Annotated in this window: 17 protein-coding genes; 10 read left to right on the top strand and 7 right to left on the bottom strand. The window is 71.2% G+C overall.

Annotated features, from left to right (window positions below; translation table 11 throughout):
* Window positions 1-33 precede the first annotated feature (33 nt).
* Entirely contained in the window at window positions 34-369 is a 336-nt protein-coding gene (locus tag ACWC1K_RS18550; RefSeq protein ID WP_450832570.1) for an ArsR/SmtB family transcription factor, read from the top strand.
* Between the two features lie 60 nt (window positions 370-429).
* Window positions 430-1,059 carry a hypothetical protein gene (locus ACWC1K_RS18555; RefSeq protein ID WP_450832571.1) on the top strand — a complete coding sequence of 210 codons (630 nt, stop codon included), beginning with the start codon at window positions 430-432 and terminating at the stop codon, window positions 1,057-1,059.
* Here the strand turns inward: ACWC1K_RS18555 and ACWC1K_RS18560 are convergent.
* Window positions 1,032-2,444 carry a purine-cytosine permease family protein gene (locus ACWC1K_RS18560; RefSeq protein WP_450832573.1) on the bottom strand — a complete coding sequence of 471 codons (1,413 nt, stop codon included), beginning with the start codon at window positions 2,442-2,444 and terminating at the stop codon, window positions 1,032-1,034. The two genes, ACWC1K_RS18555 and ACWC1K_RS18560, sit on opposite strands and share 28 nt — an antisense overlap.
* A 169-nt stretch (window positions 2,445-2,613) precedes the next feature.
* Between ACWC1K_RS18560 and ACWC1K_RS18565 the strand changes: the two genes are divergently transcribed.
* Window positions 2,614-3,576 (top strand): DMT family transporter, encoded by a 963-nt coding sequence (locus tag ACWC1K_RS18565; RefSeq protein ID WP_450832575.1) that lies wholly within the window; start codon window positions 2,614-2,616, stop codon window positions 3,574-3,576.
* On the opposite strand, the gene ACWC1K_RS18570 is transcribed toward ACWC1K_RS18565, so the two are convergent.
* The 5 genes from ACWC1K_RS18570 to ACWC1K_RS18590 form a co-directional block, all read right to left on the bottom strand.
* Entirely contained in the window at window positions 3,473-4,357 is an 885-nt protein-coding gene (locus tag ACWC1K_RS18570) for a LysR family transcriptional regulator (protein WP_450832577.1), read from the bottom strand. The two genes, ACWC1K_RS18565 and ACWC1K_RS18570, sit on opposite strands and share 104 nt — an antisense overlap.
* Window positions 4,357-4,755, bottom strand: coding sequence for a PLD nuclease N-terminal domain-containing protein (locus ACWC1K_RS18575; RefSeq protein WP_450832578.1), 399 nt, complete (start codon window positions 4,753-4,755; stop codon window positions 4,357-4,359). The genes ACWC1K_RS18570 and ACWC1K_RS18575 overlap by 1 nt, the downstream gene beginning before the upstream one ends.
* Before the next feature lie 96 nt (window positions 4,756-4,851).
* The gene (locus ACWC1K_RS18580) at window positions 4,852-4,980 is read right to left on the bottom strand and encodes a hypothetical protein (protein WP_450832580.1); all 129 of its coding nucleotides are present in this window, start codon (window positions 4,978-4,980) and stop codon (window positions 4,852-4,854) included.
* Window positions 4,977-5,897, bottom strand: a complete 921-nt coding sequence (locus ACWC1K_RS18585; protein WP_450832582.1) for a pyridoxamine 5'-phosphate oxidase family protein — start codon at window positions 5,895-5,897, stop codon at window positions 4,977-4,979. Before ACWC1K_RS18585 ends, ACWC1K_RS18580 begins: the two co-directional genes overlap by 4 nt.
* Complete coding sequence (locus ACWC1K_RS18590) at window positions 5,894-6,589, bottom strand: hemerythrin domain-containing protein (protein ID WP_450832584.1); 696 nt, start codon at window positions 6,587-6,589, stop codon at window positions 5,894-5,896. The genes ACWC1K_RS18585 and ACWC1K_RS18590 overlap by 4 nt, the downstream gene beginning before the upstream one ends.
* Before the next feature lie 156 nt (window positions 6,590-6,745).
* Here ACWC1K_RS18590 and ACWC1K_RS18595 point away from each other — a divergent pair, with 156 nt between their 5' ends.
* Genes ACWC1K_RS18595 through ACWC1K_RS18610 form a run of 4 tightly spaced genes read left to right on the top strand, consistent with a single transcriptional unit; the run spans window position 6,746 to window position 13,095 of the window.
* Window positions 6,746-10,078, top strand: coding sequence for a BTAD domain-containing putative transcriptional regulator (locus ACWC1K_RS18595; RefSeq protein WP_450832585.1), 3,333 nt, complete (start codon window positions 6,746-6,748; stop codon window positions 10,076-10,078).
* Window positions 10,079-10,127: 49 nt separating this feature from the next.
* Entirely contained in the window at window positions 10,128-11,579 is a 1,452-nt protein-coding gene (locus tag ACWC1K_RS18600; protein WP_351462667.1) for a menaquinone biosynthesis decarboxylase, read from the top strand.
* A complete protein-coding gene (gene mqnP / locus ACWC1K_RS18605) occupies window positions 11,576-12,478 on the top strand; it encodes a menaquinone biosynthesis prenyltransferase MqnP (RefSeq protein WP_450832587.1) in 903 nt (300 codons plus the stop codon). Before ACWC1K_RS18600 ends, mqnP begins: the two co-directional genes overlap by 4 nt.
* 44 nt (window positions 12,479-12,522) lie before the next feature.
* Window positions 12,523-13,095 carry a Uma2 family endonuclease gene (locus ACWC1K_RS18610; RefSeq protein WP_450832588.1) on the top strand — a complete coding sequence of 191 codons (573 nt, stop codon included), beginning with the start codon at window positions 12,523-12,525 and terminating at the stop codon, window positions 13,093-13,095.
* Here ACWC1K_RS18610 and ACWC1K_RS18615 read toward each other — a convergent pair.
* Complete coding sequence (locus ACWC1K_RS18615) at window positions 13,086-13,691, bottom strand: rhomboid family intramembrane serine protease (protein WP_450832590.1); 606 nt, start codon at window positions 13,689-13,691, stop codon at window positions 13,086-13,088. The genes ACWC1K_RS18610 and ACWC1K_RS18615 overlap by 10 nt on opposite strands.
* Before the next feature lie 92 nt (window positions 13,692-13,783).
* Between ACWC1K_RS18615 and ACWC1K_RS18620 the strand changes: the two genes are divergently transcribed.
* The 3 genes from ACWC1K_RS18620 to mqnE all read left to right on the top strand — a co-directional run bounded on the left by ACWC1K_RS18620 (window position 13,784) and on the right by mqnE (window position 16,238).
* Entirely contained in the window at window positions 13,784-14,467 is a 684-nt protein-coding gene (locus tag ACWC1K_RS18620; RefSeq protein WP_450832592.1) for a UbiX family flavin prenyltransferase, read from the top strand.
* A 58-nt stretch (window positions 14,468-14,525) separates the two neighbouring features.
* On the top strand, window positions 14,526-14,981 hold the full coding sequence (locus ACWC1K_RS18625; protein ID WP_030945405.1) for an Lrp/AsnC family transcriptional regulator: 456 nt from the start codon (window positions 14,526-14,528) through the stop codon (window positions 14,979-14,981).
* A 93-nt stretch (window positions 14,982-15,074) separates the two neighbouring features.
* On the top strand, window positions 15,075-16,238 hold the full coding sequence (mqnE, locus tag ACWC1K_RS18630) for an aminofutalosine synthase MqnE (protein ID WP_450832594.1): 1,164 nt from the start codon (window positions 15,075-15,077) through the stop codon (window positions 16,236-16,238).
* The last annotated feature ends 62 nt before the right edge of the window (window positions 16,239-16,300 follow it).

Raw genomic sequence — 16,300 nt, forward strand, 5'->3', positions numbered from 1 at the left:
CTGGACCTCGGCAAGACGTGAAGGGAGACCCGCGTGGCGCAGCGCACCAGTCATCGGGCCGCCCCCGAGCACACCCACCCCGACGACGTCTCCGTCCCGACCGCGCTCGCCGCGCTCGCCGACCCCGTACGCATCAGCCTCGTAAGAGAGCTGGCGGGCTCGGCGGAGTGGTCGCGCAGCTGCGGCAGCTTCGACGTGCCGGTCGGCAAGGCGGCGCTCAGCCATCACTTCGCGGTGCTGCGGGGCGCGGGCCTGGTCGAGCAGCGGGACGAGGGGCCCCGGCGGGTCAACCGGCTGCGGCGGGCGGAGTTCGAGGCCCGCTTCCCGGGTCTGCTGGACCTCGTCCTGCGGGAGGAACCGACGCTCTGAACCTCTTCGCCCCCTCCGGCGTCACAGTGCTGACGGCAACACGGGGGAATGGAGGGGGACATGCGCAGCAACCGCACCTGGATCGCATCGGCCGGAGCGAGCGTCGCGCTGGTGGTGGCCACGGGCCTGTACGTCCAGGCCATGGGGGCCGGCCACACCGACGGGGGCCTGAGGTCGGATCCCGTTCGGGTCGAGTCGGCGGCCACGGACCGGACGTGCGTCGGCACCCGCCCCGTCGACAGCCTCCCCGACCGCGACGACGGCACTCCGCTGACGCGCGTGGTCATACACGTCGACGACCTGGCCCGGAAGAAGTACTCCGACGTCTACACGGGTCTTTCCGTTGACGAGGACCACCAGGTCACCGATGTCTGGCGCATACCTTCCGCCGCGTTCGACGACGAGGTCTGCGGGGTGGCCGTCCGGGGTGTGACCGTGCGGCTGCACGACACCGACGTCAGCAGAAGGACACTCGACGCCCTCTCCGACCGGATCGGCGACGACATGCGCCGCTGGGACGGAACCTTCGAGATGCGCGAAGTGGCCGCGGACGAACGGGGCTTCGTCCTCATCGGGGTCGACGACCCCGACAAGGCGGAACCGATCCTCAAGGAGGCCTACGGGGAGAAAAACAGCAGGTACATCAGGGTCGAGTACGCGGATCAGGCAGAACCGCTGGACGCGGAGTAAGCCTTCGCCCGGCGCAGCACCGCATACAACCCCGCGCTCACCACGAAACCGACCACCGGCGTGATGTCGCCGAAGGACGGCCAGTGCTTCGGGACGTAACCGACGAAGTCCTCCTGGTTGGAAAAGAGCGGGACGGACACCGCGACGCCGATCAACAGGGCCGCGATACCGGGCCAGTTGGTGAAGAAACGGTCGGTCAGCCGGGCCGACAGCTCCTCGTCCGTGGCCGTGCGGGACTGGAGCCACCGCTCCACCAGGACGACCCCGAGCCAAGGGGCCACCCAGTACGCGATCACCAGCAGGAACGCCTCGTACGCCGACCCCGCGTCGTCGAGCGAGGCCCACGCCGCCGCCGTACCGGCCACACCGGACACCACGACCAGCACGCTGCGGCTCAGCCACGTCGGGAGCTTCAGGCCGAAGGAGGTGATGGAGATCGCGCCCGAGTAGATGTTGAGGGCGTTGGCGGAGATGGCGCCGAGGATGATGGCGAGGAGCACCAGGTCGCCCAGCCAGCCCGGGAGATGACCGGTGAAGGCCGCCGTCGGGGTGGCGTCCTTCGGCGCCACGATCGTCGCCGAGGCCGCGCCGATGATCGCCACGAGGGCGACGGACACGAACAGGCCGACCGCCGGGTAGACGATCGTCTTCACCTTGTTCGCGGTGCGCGGCAGATAGCGCGAGTAGTCCGTGGCGTACGGGTTCCAGCCGGCCGCGTAGCCCCAGGCCGCGCTGAACGCGAGCAGGAACCCGCCGATGCCGCCGCCCGTGCCGCCTCCGCCGAGGTTCGCGTCCTTGAAGGTCCACACGCCCGCGAGAAGGAAGATCACGGCGAGCGCGGGGAACGCGTACTTCTCGAAGGTGTGCACGAAGTTGTGGCCGATGAAGCCGATCACGATCTCGACCACGACCACGACCAGCAGGGAAGGCAGCGGACGCAGCCCGGTCAGCGTGTTCAGGGCGAAGGCCGCGCTCACGCTGTTCACCGCGAACCAGCCCACGCCCGCGATCAGGCCGTTGGCCGCGGACGGCAGGATGTTGCCGAAGTAGCCGAAGGAGAACCGGCCGATCACCATCTGCGGGACGCCGAAGCGCGGGCCGTCCAGGGAGAGGAAGCCCTGGGTGATCGCGCCGACGGCGGTGCCGAGGACGATGGCCGCGGTCGCCTCCCAGAAACTCAGACCGAAGAACAGCACCGAGATCACACCGATGAAGACGGTCGCGAACTCGATGTTGGGGGAGGCCCAGGTCCACAGCAACTGCAGCGGCGTGCCATGGCGTTCGGCGTCCGGGATGGGCTCGGAGCCCGCCGTCTCGACGGCGATGACCTTGTCACCGTATGCGGGGGCGAGGGTGCCGGAGGAGTCGGCGGGAGCAGTCGTCATGCGAGGTAAGTGTCCGGTTCCGACCGGTCCGGGCACAGGGGCGCATTGTCCGCTTCGGGGGGCCCGACGGCGTACAACCTGTAGGCATCGGCGCCGCCGATGACCCCATCGGCAGGACGCCCCACTGGCGCGTGGACCGGCACCGCCGCCCGCTCGTAGCGTCCAGGACATGAACACGCAGAGCACATCCGCAGAGAGCAGGGGCATCGCCCAGTTGATGACCGCGATGGTGCTGTCCGGCACCCTCGGCGTCTTCGTCGTCGAGTCGGGCGCCTCGCCCTTCGACGTCGTCTTCTTCCGGGTCGTCTTCGGAGCCCTCGCGCTCGGCTCCTACGTCCTCGCCCGCGGCTGGCTCCGCGATCACGGCTTCACCCCGCGCACACTCGGACTCGCCGTCCTGGGCGGCGTGTTCATCGTCTTCAACTGGGTCTTCCTCTTCGAGTCGTACGAGAACACCTCGATCTCGGTCGCCACGGTCGTCTACCACACCCAGCCCTTCTACGTGGTCCTGCTCGGCGCCCTCCTCTTCCGCGAGCGCCTCACCGCCGCCAAGGTCGGCTGGATCGCGCTGGCCTTCGTGGGCCTGATCCTGGTCTCGGGCGTCACACCGGCCGACTTCACCAGCGGCGGCACCTATCTGACGGGCGTGGGCCAGGCACTCCTCGCCGCGCTCCTGTACGGACTGTCCACCCTGGTCACCAAGCGCATCACCGGCGTCCGCCCGCACCTCATCGCGCTGGTCCAGGTCGTCGTCGGCATCCCGCTGCTGCTTCCCTTCGCCGACTTCGGCGCGATGGCCGGCACCGGCTGGGACTGGGGCTGGCTGGTCGGCCTCGGCTTCATCCACACCGGCGTGATGTACGTCCTGATGTACGCCGCCTACGCCAAGCTGCCGACCTCGAAGATCGCCGTCCTCGCCTTCGTCTACCCGGCGGTCGCGATGGTCATGGACTGGGCGGTGTACGGCCACCACATCGGCCTCGTCCAGGCGCTGGGCGTCCCGCTGATCGTGCTGGCCAGCCTGAAGGTCACGCTTGCTCGGCCACCAGCTTCCGCGCCTGATCGAGAAACAGCCGTACGTGCGCCGGAAGCCGCTTCCCGGCCCGCCACGCCAGTTGCGTCCGAAGCGTGAACGGCGGCTGCCACGGCAGCCGTACCAAAGACCCTTCGGCGAGTTCGGCGGCGACCGTCACCTCGGGCAGCAACGAGACCCCGAGGCCGGCCGCCGCCGCGCGTTTGGTGGCCTCGATCGTGCCGAACTCCATGAAGTCGGCCGGCTCACCGGACGATTCGAGCTCCCGCTCGAACAAGTCCCGGTAGGCGCAGCCCGGCTCGGTCGCGAGAAGGGACTGCCGTACGAGAGCGGCGGTGTTGAACTCCCGCCCGGCGAGGGCGTGTCGGGGCGCGGCGACCAGCGCCAGCGGCTCCTCGCACAGCACCACGCTCTCCAGCCCCGGGTGCTCGGTCGCCTCCTCCATCAGGAAGCCGAGATCGTACGTGCCCTGCCGCAGCGCCTGCCGGGTCTCGTCGCCGATGGTGGTGCGCAGGGAGAGCCGCACCTTGGGGTAGCGGTGGTGGAAGAACTCAAGCAGCGGCGGCAGCCGGTACGAGGTCAGCGACTCCATCGTCCCGACCACCAGCGAACCGGCGGGCTCCTCGGTACCGGTGACCGCGGCCCGCGCCTCCTCGTTCAGCTCGATGATCTGCCGGGCGTAGGGGAGCAGCCGCTCACCCGCCTCCGTGAGCCGGATACGGCTGCCGAGCCGGTCGAACAACTCGACGCCCAGGGACGACTCCAGGGCCCGTACCTGGCTGGTCACGCTGGACTGCGCGTACTTCAGCTCGGCCGCGGCCTGTGTGAAGCTCAGCACGGTCGCGACCTTCTCGAAGGTGACGAGCAGCCGCAGCTCCATCAGTCCGCCTGGGGGTCCTCGCCGCGCTCCCGCCGACGCAGCTCCTCCTCGCGGCGCCGCAGATCGGCCTCCCAGTCCTTGAGGAGGGCCTCGTCCTTTTTGTTCTCTTCCTTGAGGGACTTCAGGAACTCGGGGTTGTCGTCGGGTGCGACGAACTCCGTGCGGTGGTTGCGGTGCCACTCGGAGGGCGTGGACCCGCCGGCCGGGACGGGCCCGCGGTACTTGCCCGCGACCAGCCAGGCGATCGGCCCGACCAGCACCTCCCCGAACAGCAGGATGATGATGACCCACACCACCTTGGGCAGCCCGCGCACCTGCTCCTCAGGGGTGTTCAGACAGTCGATGAAGGCATAGATCCACAGCGCCAGGACCAGCAGGAACGGCAGATACCGGAACATGGTGTGCGATCCCCCAAAGACGGTGACGGGGCGCTGTCGGGCCCCGGTGACGGGGTCAGGGTAGCGGGTGGCCGCAACTCCTCTCCCGTCCGCCGGTCAGTGGTGGGGCGAGCGCATCACCTGCCGGATCCGGTCGGTGTCGGTGTGCTGGTGGGGCCGGCGGCCGAGCGCCCGGACACCGGCCGCGGCGGCCACCGTGACGACGAGGACGACCATGACCGTCATCGCGGACCCGCCAGCGCCCGGAACGCCTCCCACCGCACCCGCGGCCGGGGCAGGCCACGCCGTTCCAGATAGCGTGCGGTGGCCCGCTTGGTCTGCCGCAGCACCCGTACCGCGTCGGTGGGGCGTCCGGAGCCCATCGGCTCCACCACCCGGCCGGGCACCAGCAGCCAGCCGTCGCCGGCCCGGCGCAGCTCTCCGCGCACGAGCGTGTTCTGCATGTGGTTGAGCCGCTCGTCGTGCCGGTGCACCAGCAGGGAGGCGGGGCCGGCCGTCACGGCGCAGTCGGCGGGCACCGTCAGCGCGAAGCCCGCGTCCGTCGCCACCGGCCGGGTCCGGGCGAGCACGGGCGCCCCCGTCTTGTCGCAGGCCGCCAGCACCGCGCTCGGGTAGCGGGCGAGCTGCGCGGCCCCGAGCAAAGGCGCGGCGGCCTCGGGCCCGGTGGCCGGTCCCTCCGCGAGCAGGGACGCCAGCGGAGGGCGTACGACGACCTGTTCCGGGGTGACGGTGATGAGCAGGCGCAGGTAGTACCACTCCATCAGCCGCCTGAAGCCGGGGGCGAGGTAGGACCGGCTGTGCGGCTGCCGCTCGAAGAGCATCCGCCAGTACTCCTCGGCGCCTTCCGGTCCCGTCATGATGTCGTCCGGGCACACGGCAAGACCGCCGACGAAGATCTGCGGGGCCTCCGCGAGGCCGCTGCCGGTGGGGTCGGACCAGAGCAGGGCCACGCGCCCGTCCCGGCGCACGTTCAGTGCCTTCTGCGCGAACGCCAGGGACGTGGTCAGCAGCAGCGTCCCGTCGTCCTTGCGCCGGACCGCGGCGGGCCAGGCCACCGGGGCGCCGTCGCGGCCGAGCGTGACGAACTCGCAGGTCCGGTAGGCGTCCAGGGTGTCGAGGGGCGCGGAGTCGAGCACGGTCACCGGCCCGTCTCCCCGTCCAGCGGGCCGCGCAGGGCACGGCAGGACGCGGCGTACTTCCGCCGGCCGACGAGCCGCCACATCAGGCGGCCGAGGAGCGGGGCCCGGCCGAGGAAGTAGGCGCGCTCCTCGGGCGTCGCGTCCTCCAGGATCGCGCCCACGGCCAGCAGCACCTTGTCCTTGGGCAGCCCCTCAAGACCGCGCCGGCCCACCAGCTCCCATTCGGCGACGCTCAGATGCTCGGCGACCAGCGGCAGCACCAGCAGCTCCTCGTCGTCGAGATGCTCCAGGAGCACCGTGTGGTGCTCGGTCAGCGCCAGGGCCAGTTCCTCCCGGGCGATGGGGCTCGCCTCCCGCAGCCATGCGGGCAGCCACTCGGCCACCACCGCGAGGGTCCGGTCGATGCGCCGGTGCTGTTCCTCCATCCGCTCGACGAACCCGCCGTCCGCGCCCCGCGCGTGCAGCAGGGGCCAGATCAGCTCGTCCTCGAGGGCGTGGTGATGGTGCAGCCCCATGACGTAGTCGTCCAGGTGGGCCGCGACCTGGGCCGCGCGGGCCGTGCCGCCGTCCGGCACGGCCCGTACCAGCCGGGGAGCCAGCGCCGACTCGCGCCGGAAGACCCGGTGGACGACGACCATCTCGTGTGTGTAGGGCCGTTGGCCCGGGGGTGCGGGAAACGCGGGACTGCGGGACACGCCTGCCTGCTCCAGGGATGAGGTACCGATCAGGAACGCCCACCGTCGCGCGGCCGTCTTGGCGCCCACTTGGCATCGCACTTGGTGCGCCGCCGACCAGGGCGTTTAGCGAACCGTTAACGCTCCGCGACCAGCGCTCGGGTAGATTCGCGCGGCGTGCTGCGCATACGAGTCCTGGGCTCCCTGGGCGCCGAGGCCGGCGGGCAGCCGGTCGAACTGGGCGCCCCCCGGCAGCGGGCCGTACTCGCGCTGCTGGTCGCGGCCGGCGGGCGGGTGGTGCCCGTCGACCGCATGATCGACGAGCTGTGGCGCGGGGTGCCCCCGGCCAGGGCCACCGTGTCCCTGCACACCTACGTGTCCCATCTGCGTCGCCTGCTGGAGCCGGAGCGGCTCCCGCGCGCCCCCGCGTCCGTGCTGGTCACCTCCCCGCCGGGCTATGCCCTGCGGCTGCCCGCCGAGGCGGTGGACGCCTGGTGGTTCGAGACCCTGGTCTCCCGGGCCCGCAGCGCTCCGCCCGACCGGGCGAGGGAGCTGCTGTCCGAGGCGCTCGGCTGGTGGCGGGGTCCCGCGTTCCTGGAGCACGCGAGTGAACCGTGGGCGGAGTCCGAGGTGGCCCGGCTGACCGAACTGTGCGCCCAGGCCCGCGAACTCGCCGTCGCGGCCGACCTGCGCACCGGGCGCCCGGCCGAAGCGGTGCCGGCGGCCGAAGTCCTCGTACGGCAGAGCCCGTTGCGGGAGGAGGGCTGGCGGCTGCTCGCCCTCGCCCAGTGGGCCTGCGGACGTCAGGGAGACGCCCTGGCGTCCCTGCGCCGGGCCGCCGCCGTGCTGCGGGAGGAACTCGGCTGTGATCCCGGGCCGGCCCTGGCCGAACTGGAACACGCCGTCCTCAACCGGCGGCTGGACGTGCTGCGCGCGGCTGTACCGCTCGCCCCGCTGGAAACCGCTGCCGCCGCCGCACCCGAGGACGAGGGCGGCCTCTTCGTCGGCAGGGAGGCCGAGCTGGGCGCCGCAGCCGCGGCCGCGCGGGCCGCCCGGCGTACGGGCGGTGTCGTCCTGGTCACCGGGGAGGCCGGAGCGGGGAAGTCGGCGCTGCTCGAACGGTTCGCGGGACGGCTGCGGGCGGCGGGGTGGACGGTGGTGATCGGCCGCTGCCCCGAGTACGAGGGCGCGCCGCCCGCCTGGGCCTGGGTGGAGGCGCTCGGCGCCCTTGCCGGTGTCGTGCCGCCGGCCCGCCCCGAGGAGCTGACCGCCCTGCTGCACGAGCCTCAGACGGTGGCCGCCATGACGCGTGACGAGGCCGCCGCGGGCCGCTTCCGTACCCACCTGGCCCTCGCCGCCTGGCTGCGGGACGCGGCCGCCGGACAGCCCCTCGCCGTCGTCCTGGAGGATCTGCACCGCGGCGACGGCGAGACCCTGGCCCTCCTGGAGACGGCCGCGCAGATCACCGGCGTACCCCTGCTGATCGTGGCCGGCTACCGGCCGGCGGAGGTCGGCGATGACCTGGTCAAGACCCTTGGCCGGCTCGCCCTGCGGGCCCCGCGGCGCATCGCGCTCGGTGGCCTGTCGACCCGGGACGTCGCGACCGTGGTCACCGCCGTCTGCGGCGAAGGGGTCGACGACACCACGGTGACCGCGCTCGCCGAACGCACCGGCGGCAACCCCTTCTACGTCCTGGAGAGCGCCCGCCTGCTGGTCGGCGAGGGCGCTCTGGTGGCCGTGTCGGAGGTACCCCAGGGGGTACGGGACGTGCTGCGCAGGCGGCTGGCCCTGCTGCCGGCCGAGGCCCGCTCGGCGCTGCAGCTCGCGGCCGTCGCGGGGCCGGAGGCCGAGGTCGCCCTCCTCGTCGACGCGGCCGACGCCGACGAGGACACCGTGCTGGCGGGACTCGACGCCGCGGTGAGAGCGGATCTGCTGACCGAGCCCGCTCTGGGCCGGGTCCGTTTCGTGCACGCATTGGTCCGCGACACCGTCTACACCGACCTGTCCGGGGTCCGGCGGGCCCGTCTGCACGACCGCATCGCGCAGGGCCTGCGCCGCCACCGCCCGCACGACCTCGCGGCCCTCGCCTTCCACTTCGCCCGCACGGGCCGGACCGCGAACGCGCCCCTGGCCGTCGACTACGCGCTGCGGGCGGCCGAACTGGCCGAGCGGCGGTACGCGCACGACGTGGCCGTCGAGCTGATCGAGCACGCCCTGGAGGCGCACCGGGCGGCCGGGGCCGACCCCGACGCCGACCCGGACGAGACGGTGGCTCTCCACGTACGGCTGCTGGCGGCACAGTTGCGGGCCGGGTCCACCGACGCCGCCCGGCACACCCGGCAGCGGGCGGTCGACCTCGCGGTGCGGGCCGGCCGGGACGACCTGGTCGCCGCGGTCTACGGCGCCTGGACCGAGCCCTCGCCCTGGCGCTCCCGGCTGGAGGGGCTCTTCGACCGCACCGCCCTGGCCCGGCTGGAACGGCTCGCCGACGACCCCGCGCTCGACGGCGCGACCCGCGCCCGGGTCCTTCAGGTCCTCGTCGACGCCGTGGCCGCCGAGGAGGCACCGCGGGCCCTGCGGGCGGCGCACGCGCAACTGGCGCTGGCCCGGGCCGAGGCCGAACCGCGCCTGCTGGCCTCGGCGCTGATGACATCCGCCAAGCTGCTGCCGCACGAGGCACAGGGCGCGCTGCGCACGCCGCTCGTCGCGGAACTGCGGCAGTTGGCCGAGGCACACGACTTGCCGGCCTACCGCTGGGTCTGCGAGCACCTCGACGGCATGACCGCCGCGACCCGCAACGACCCCGACGGGCTGCGCCGGCACAACACCGAAGCCCTGGAACTGGCCCGCCGCTACCGCATGCTGTGGGCGCAGGGCATCGCCGCCGCGACCTCGGCCATGCTGGCCACGGTCACCGGCCGCTTCGACGAGGCGGAGGCCCGCTACGCCGAGGCCGACGGCCTGCTGCGGCGCGTGGGCGCCCACCACGCCACCGGCCCCCGCACGCTGGGTCTGATCACCATCCGTCTCGCCCAGGGCCGGGCGGCCGACATCGAGGGGGTCGTCCGCGACCTGTACGCGGAGATCGGCGCCCCGGTCGCGGTGGCGCACGCCCTGGTCCTGGCCCGGCGGGGACGGCTGGACGAGGCGGCCGCGGTGTCGATCGCGCCGCGACCGGTGACGGACCACCTCTACGGCCTGGAGCTGGACTACCGCTCGGAACTCGCGGTCCTGCTCGGCGACACGGAGACGGCCGCCATGCTGCTCGGGCATCTGCTGCCGATCCGCGACCAGTTCGCCGGTACGGCCGGCGCCGCCTACGCCACCCGGCCCCTCGCCCACGGCCTCGCGGACCTGTACCGGCTCCTCGGCGAGGACGGGGCCGCGGCCGAGAACTACGCGCTGGCCGAACGCGTCGCGTCCGCCTGGGACTCGCCGCACCGCCTCGCCGAGGCACGCCGCGCGGCCGCCCGGCTGACCGCCGAGCGGGAGCGCCGGCGAACCGCCTGAGGGCGGGGCGGGCATCGGCGGCCCGAGGGGCTCGGCGATACTGGGACGCATGGCTTACGACGATCTTCGCTCCCTGCTCAGGGCCCTGGAACGCGAGGGTGACCTCAAGCGCATCAAGGCCGAGGTGGACCCGTATCTGGAGGTCGGGGAGATCGTCGACCGGGTGCAGAAGGCGGGGGGCCCGGCGCTGCTCTTCGAGAACGTGAAGGGCTCCGCCATGCCCCTCGCGATGAACGTCTTCGGCACCGACCGGCGCCTGCTGAAGGCCCTCGGCCTGAAGTCGTACGGCGAGATCAGCGAGAAGATCGGCGGACTGCTCCGCCCCGAACTGCCGCACGGCTTCGTCGGCGTCCGCGAGGCCTTCGGGAAGCTCGGCGCGATGACGCACGTCCCGCCGAAGAAGGTGAAGGAAGCCCCCGTCCAGGAGGTCGTCCTCACCGGCGACGACGTGGACCTGGACCAGCTGCCCGCCCTCTTCACCTGGCCGCAGGACGGCGGTTCCTTCTTCAACCTGGGGCTCACCCACACCAAGGACCCGGAGAGCGGCATCCGGAACCTGGGCCTGTACCGGCTGCAGCGCCACGACAGGCGCACCATCGGCATGCACTGGCAGATCCACAAGGACAGCCGCAACCACTACCAGGTCGCGGCGCGGCGCGGCGAACGGCTGCCGGTGGCAATCGCCTTCGGCTGCCCGCCCGCGGTCACCTACGCCTCCACCGCGCCGCTGCCCGGCGACATCGACGAGTACCTCTTCGCCGGGTTCATCGCCGGGAAGCGGATCGAGATGGTCGACTGCAAGACCGTGCCGCTGCAGGTGCCGGCCCAGGCGGAGGTCGTCATCGAGGGCTGGCTGGAGCCCGGCGAGATGCTCCCCGAGGGGCCCTTCGGCGACCACACCGGGTTCTACACCCCGCAGGAGCCCTTCCCCGCCCTGAAGATCGACTGCGTGACCATGCGGAAGCGCCCGCTGCTTCAGTCGATCGTCGTAGGCCGGCCTCCGACGGAGGACGGACCGCTGGGTCGTGCGACGGAGCGCTTCTTCCTGCCCCTGCTGAAGATCATCGTGCCGGACATCGTGGACTACCACCTGCCGGAGGCGGGCGGCTTCCACAACTGTGCGATCGTCTCGATCGACAAGAAGTACCCCAAGCACGCCCAGAAGGTGATGCACGCGATCTGGGGGGCACACATGATGTCCCTGACGAAGCTGATCGTGGTCGTGGACTCCGACTGCGACGTCCACGACCTCCACGAGGTCGCGTGGCGCGCGCTCGGCAACACGGACTACGCCCGTGACCTCAGCGTCGTCGAAGGTCCCGTCGACCACCTCGACCACGCCTCCTACCAGCAGTTCTGGGGCGGCAAGGCAGGCATCGACGCGACCAAGAAGTGGCCCGAGGAGGGCTACACGCGCGACGGCGGCTGGCCCGACATGGTCCTGTCCGACCCGGAGACGGCGGCGAAGGTCGACCGCCGCTGGAAGGAGTACGGCCTGTGAGCAGCGCCTCCGCCGCGATCCCGCAGCCAGGACGCACCAAGGCGTTCCTCCGCCTGGTGATGATCGAGCACTCGGTCTTCGCCCTGCCCTTCGCCTACATCGCCGCGCTGACCGCGATGTTCCAGTGGGACAAGAACATCCACTGGGGGCGGCTGCTCCTGGTCACCGTCTGCATGGTGGGCCTGCGCACCTTCGCGATGGCGGTCAACCGGATCATCGACCGCGAGATCGACGCCCGGAATCCGCGCACGGCCCAGCGGGAGCTGGTCACCGGCGCGATGTCGGTGAAGCACGCCTGGACCGGCGCGCTGATCGCGGTCGTCGTCTTCCTCGGCTCGGCGGCCCTGCTCAACCCGCTCTGCTTCGCCCTGGCCCCCATCGCGGTGATCCCGATGGTGGTCTACCCGTACGGCAAGCGGTTCACGAACTTCCCCCAGGCCATCCTCGGTCTCGCCCAGGCGATGGGCCCGGTCGGCGGCTGGCTGGCGATCAGCGGGGAGTGGTCCTGGGACGCGGTGATCCTGGGGCTCGCCGTCGGCATCTGGATCGGCGGCTTCGACCTGATCTACGCCTGCCAGGACGTCGAGACCGACCGCGAGATCGGCGTGATGTCGGTCCCGGCGCGCTTCGGCATCCCGGCGGCGATCTGGGGGGCGCGCGTCTGCCACCTGCTGACGATGTCCCTCCTGGTCTGGTACGCAGTCGTCACCGACGCGGGCGGCTTCCTCTGGGTCGGCCTGATGATCGTCGCGGGCGCGTTCGTCTACGAGCACAACATCGTGCGCCCGACCGATCTGTCCCGCCTGAACAGGGCGTTCTTCAGCGTCAACGGGTTCATCGGGATTGCCCTGTTCGTGTGTGCGCTGCTTGATCTCTTGGTTCGAGGTCTGACCGTGTAAGTACGGTGCGGCCTACCATCGAGTGCAGAGAGAGGGAGGCTGACGTGACCGTCTCGGACAGCGACCGCCTGCACTCGCAGCTCGCCCGGTACGAGGACATGTTCCGCGGGTACCGGATGGAGATTGTCGAGGGCAATATCGTGATGAGTCCGCTCAGGCCGTTCCACAACGAGACCATCGTGCGGCTGTGGACCCAATTGGAAGCTCAGCTCGGCCAGGAGTGGGCCTTCATCAGCGATGTCGCGATCCCGTTCAGCGAGGACTTCGAGTTCTGCCCTGACCTTGCCCTCATCCCGGCGGCCGAGAAGAACCGCAATCTCACCGCCTACGCGCCCGACCTGATCGAGCTCGCCATCGAGGTCGTTTCGCCGTCCAGTGTCCGCAACGACTACGAGGTCAAGAACAAGCAGTACGCGGCGCGAGGCATCCCGAACTACCTGATCTTCGATCCCATGAAGGGACATCTCGTCACGCTCTGGAACCCCGGTCCGGACGGCTACCTGGGACGCGACACGTTTCCCTACGGCGGCAAGGCCACCGTGGAGACCAAGCTCGGACGGCTGGCCATCGACACCGACCGCCTTCCCGTGAATCCGGAAGCGCGCCCTCAGCCCTGAATCGCGCGAGCCTCCACGGCCCGCCGCCGGAACCAGAACGCCGCCCCCACACCCGCCGCCAGGCCGATCAGATGGCCCTGCCAGCTGACGCCCGTCTGCAGCGGGGAGAGGCCGAGCAGGATCGAGCCGCCCCACACCGCACCCACCAGCAGACCCACCAGCACGCCCAGCGGCCGGCGCTCCACGAAGCCGCTGACCAGCAGGAAGCCGAAGAGGCCGAAGATCAGGCCGGAGGCGCCCGCCGTGTTGGTGTGCGCCGGGGCTATGAGCCACACCCCCAGTCCGTCCGCCACGATGACGAACAGGCACAGCGCGGCGAACCGGCGTATCCCGCCCAGCGCCGCCAGGAAGCCCATGACCAGCAGCGGCACACTGTTGGCGGCCACATGGGCGAAGCCGAAGTGGATGAACGCGGCCGGCACGACATCCACCAGCTCGGAGGGCTCGCGCGGCGTGATGCCCAGCCCGTCCAGCGCATGGCCGCTGATCACGTCGACCACTTCCAGCAGCCACAGCAGCGCGACCCAGCCCACCATCAGCTTGGCCGCGGCCTTCGCCCGGTCCCCGCGCGACCACTCGAGCCCGCTGTCCGACATGGCAACCCCCACCGCTCACTCGTCCCCGCCCGAAGAACGCCCGAGCCCCCTCGACCGGTTCCCACCCTGCGAGGCCGGATAGGCTCGGTGTTGTGAACCCAGCCAAGCCAGGAGAGACGGCGCGTACACCTTGGATCGTAGGGGTGTCCGGGGCCTCCGGCACGCCTTATGCCGCATCGGTGCTGCGCGCACTCCTGGAGGCCGGCGAGAGCGTGGACCTGGTCGTCAGCCGGGCCTCGCGGCTCACGCTGCTGGACGAGACGGGGATCTCGTTCCGGGACGCGCACTGGCGGGACGACCTGCGGGAATGGCTGGGCCGGGGAGCCGACGGCAAGCCCGGGGTCCACGACGCGGACATCGACGGGGTGCGGTACTGGCCCGCCGGGGACCTGGCCGCGGGTCCGTCCTCGGGCTCGTATCCGAGCAAGGGCATGCTGATCGTGCCCGCCTCCACCGCCTGTGTGGCCGGTGTCGCCCTCGGGCTGTCCAAGGACCTGCTCCAGCGTGCGGCGAGCGTCACGCTCAAGGAGCGCCGGCCGCTGGTGGTGACCGTACGGGAGACCCCCTTGAACGGTCAGACCCTGCGGCACCTGGTGGCGCTGGACGACGCGGGCGCGACCGTGGTGCCGGCCTCGCCCGCCTTCTACGGCGGTGCCACCCACATCCAGGACCTGGTGGACTTCGTCGCCGGGCGGGTGCTGGACGCGGCGGGCGTCGAGCACGGTCTGTACCGGCGCTGGGCGGGCGAACTGGGCGGCGGGAGCGCCGGCCAGTAGGGCACGCCGCAGTACCTCTCATCTACTCGGGAATCTTCAGCGGAAGGCATCGAATCGCATGGACGCGGTGGACAGGCAGCTCATCCAGGCCCTGAGGGAGAACGGCCGGGCCTCGTACGCGGAGCTGGGGCGCCTCGTCGGCCTGTCGGGACCCAGCGTCACCGACCGCATCAACCGGCTGGAGGCGGCCGGGGTCATCACCGGCTACCGCGCCACCGTGGACGCCGCCTCGCTGGGCCTCGGCGTCACCGCCCTCATCGGCATCTCGCTGTCCGACGCCGCCGACCACGAGGACGTGGCCCAGCGGATGAAGGAGCTCAGCGAGATCGAGGACTGCTGGTTCATCGCCGGTGACGACTCGTACATGCTCAAGGTGCGGGCGAACGACGTGGACGGCCTGGAGAAGATCATCCGGCGGCTCAGCGGCACCAAGGGCGTCTCCCGTACCCGTACGACGATCGTCCTCTCCACGAAGTGGGAGAACCGGGTCGGGGAACTGCCCGAAGAGGTCTGAGTTCGTAGGCGCGGAGCGCCGTATGGGGGCACCTCCCGCCCGAAGGGTGGGGGAGTACGTTGGGTCGAGCTGTCGTAGAAAGAGGTTGAGGGTATGGACGTCGGGCTCAAGCGCGAGCTGGAGGAGAAGGTCAGGGCCGGTGAACGGCTGACCCGCGAGGACGGCATCGCGCTGTACGAGTCGGACGACCTGGCGTGGCTCGGCGGCCTCGCCCACGAGGTGCGCACGCGCAAGAACGGTGACGTGGTCCATTTCAACGTCAACCGCCACCTCAACATGACCAACGTGTGCACCGCCTCGTGCGCCTACTGCTCCTTCCAGCGCAAGCCGGGCGAGAAGGACGCGTACACGATGCGCATCGAGGAGGCGGTGAAGCTCGCCAAGGCGATGGAGGGCGAGAACCTCACCGAGCTGCACATCGTCAACGGCCTGCACCCGAACCTGCCGTGGCGCTACTACCCGCGTTCGCTGCGGGAGCTCAAGGCAGCCCTGCCGAACGTCTCGCTCAAGGCCTTCACGGCCACGGAGATCCACCACTTCGAGACGATCTCCGGGCTGAGCGCGAGCGAGATCCTGGACGAGCTGATCGACGCGGGCCTGGAGTCCCTCACCGGCGGCGGCGCGGAGATCTTCGACTGGGAGGTCCGGCAGCACATCGTCGACCACCGCACCCACTGGGAGGACTGGTCGCGCATCCACCGCCTGGCGCACGAGAAGGGTCTGAAGACCCCGTGCACCATGCTGTACGGCCACATCGAGGAGCCGCGGCACCGCGTCGACCACGTGCTGCGCCTGCGCGAGCTCCAGGACGAGACCGGCGGCTTCCAGGTCTTCATCCCGCTGCGCTACCAGCACGACTTCGTGGACGTGAAGGACGGCAAGGTCCGCAACCGGCTCCAGGCCCGGACGCAGATGGCGACCGGCGCGGAGGCGCTGAAGACCTTCGCGGTCTCGCGGCTGCTGTTCGACAACGTCCCGCACGTCAAGGTCTTCTGGGTCATGCACGGCGTCCAGACCGCTCAGCTCGCGCTGCAGCACGGTGCGGACGACATGGACGGCTCGGTGGTCGAGTACAAGATCACCCATGACGCGGACAATTACGGCACGCCGAACAAGCTGACCCGTGAGGATCTGCTGGATCTGATCCGGGACGCCGGGTTCCGGCCGGTGGAGCGGAACACTCGGTACGAGATCATTCGGGAGTACGAGGGGCCCGACCCGGCTCGGCGGGAGTCGCCGCAGCCGATGCGGGTCTGATCTTCGGCCTGTTCTTCGGCTGCGGCCGCGTGGGGGCTTGTCGCGCCCCGCGGCGGAGCCGC

The organism is Streptomyces sp. NPDC001492, from assembly GCF_053597275.1.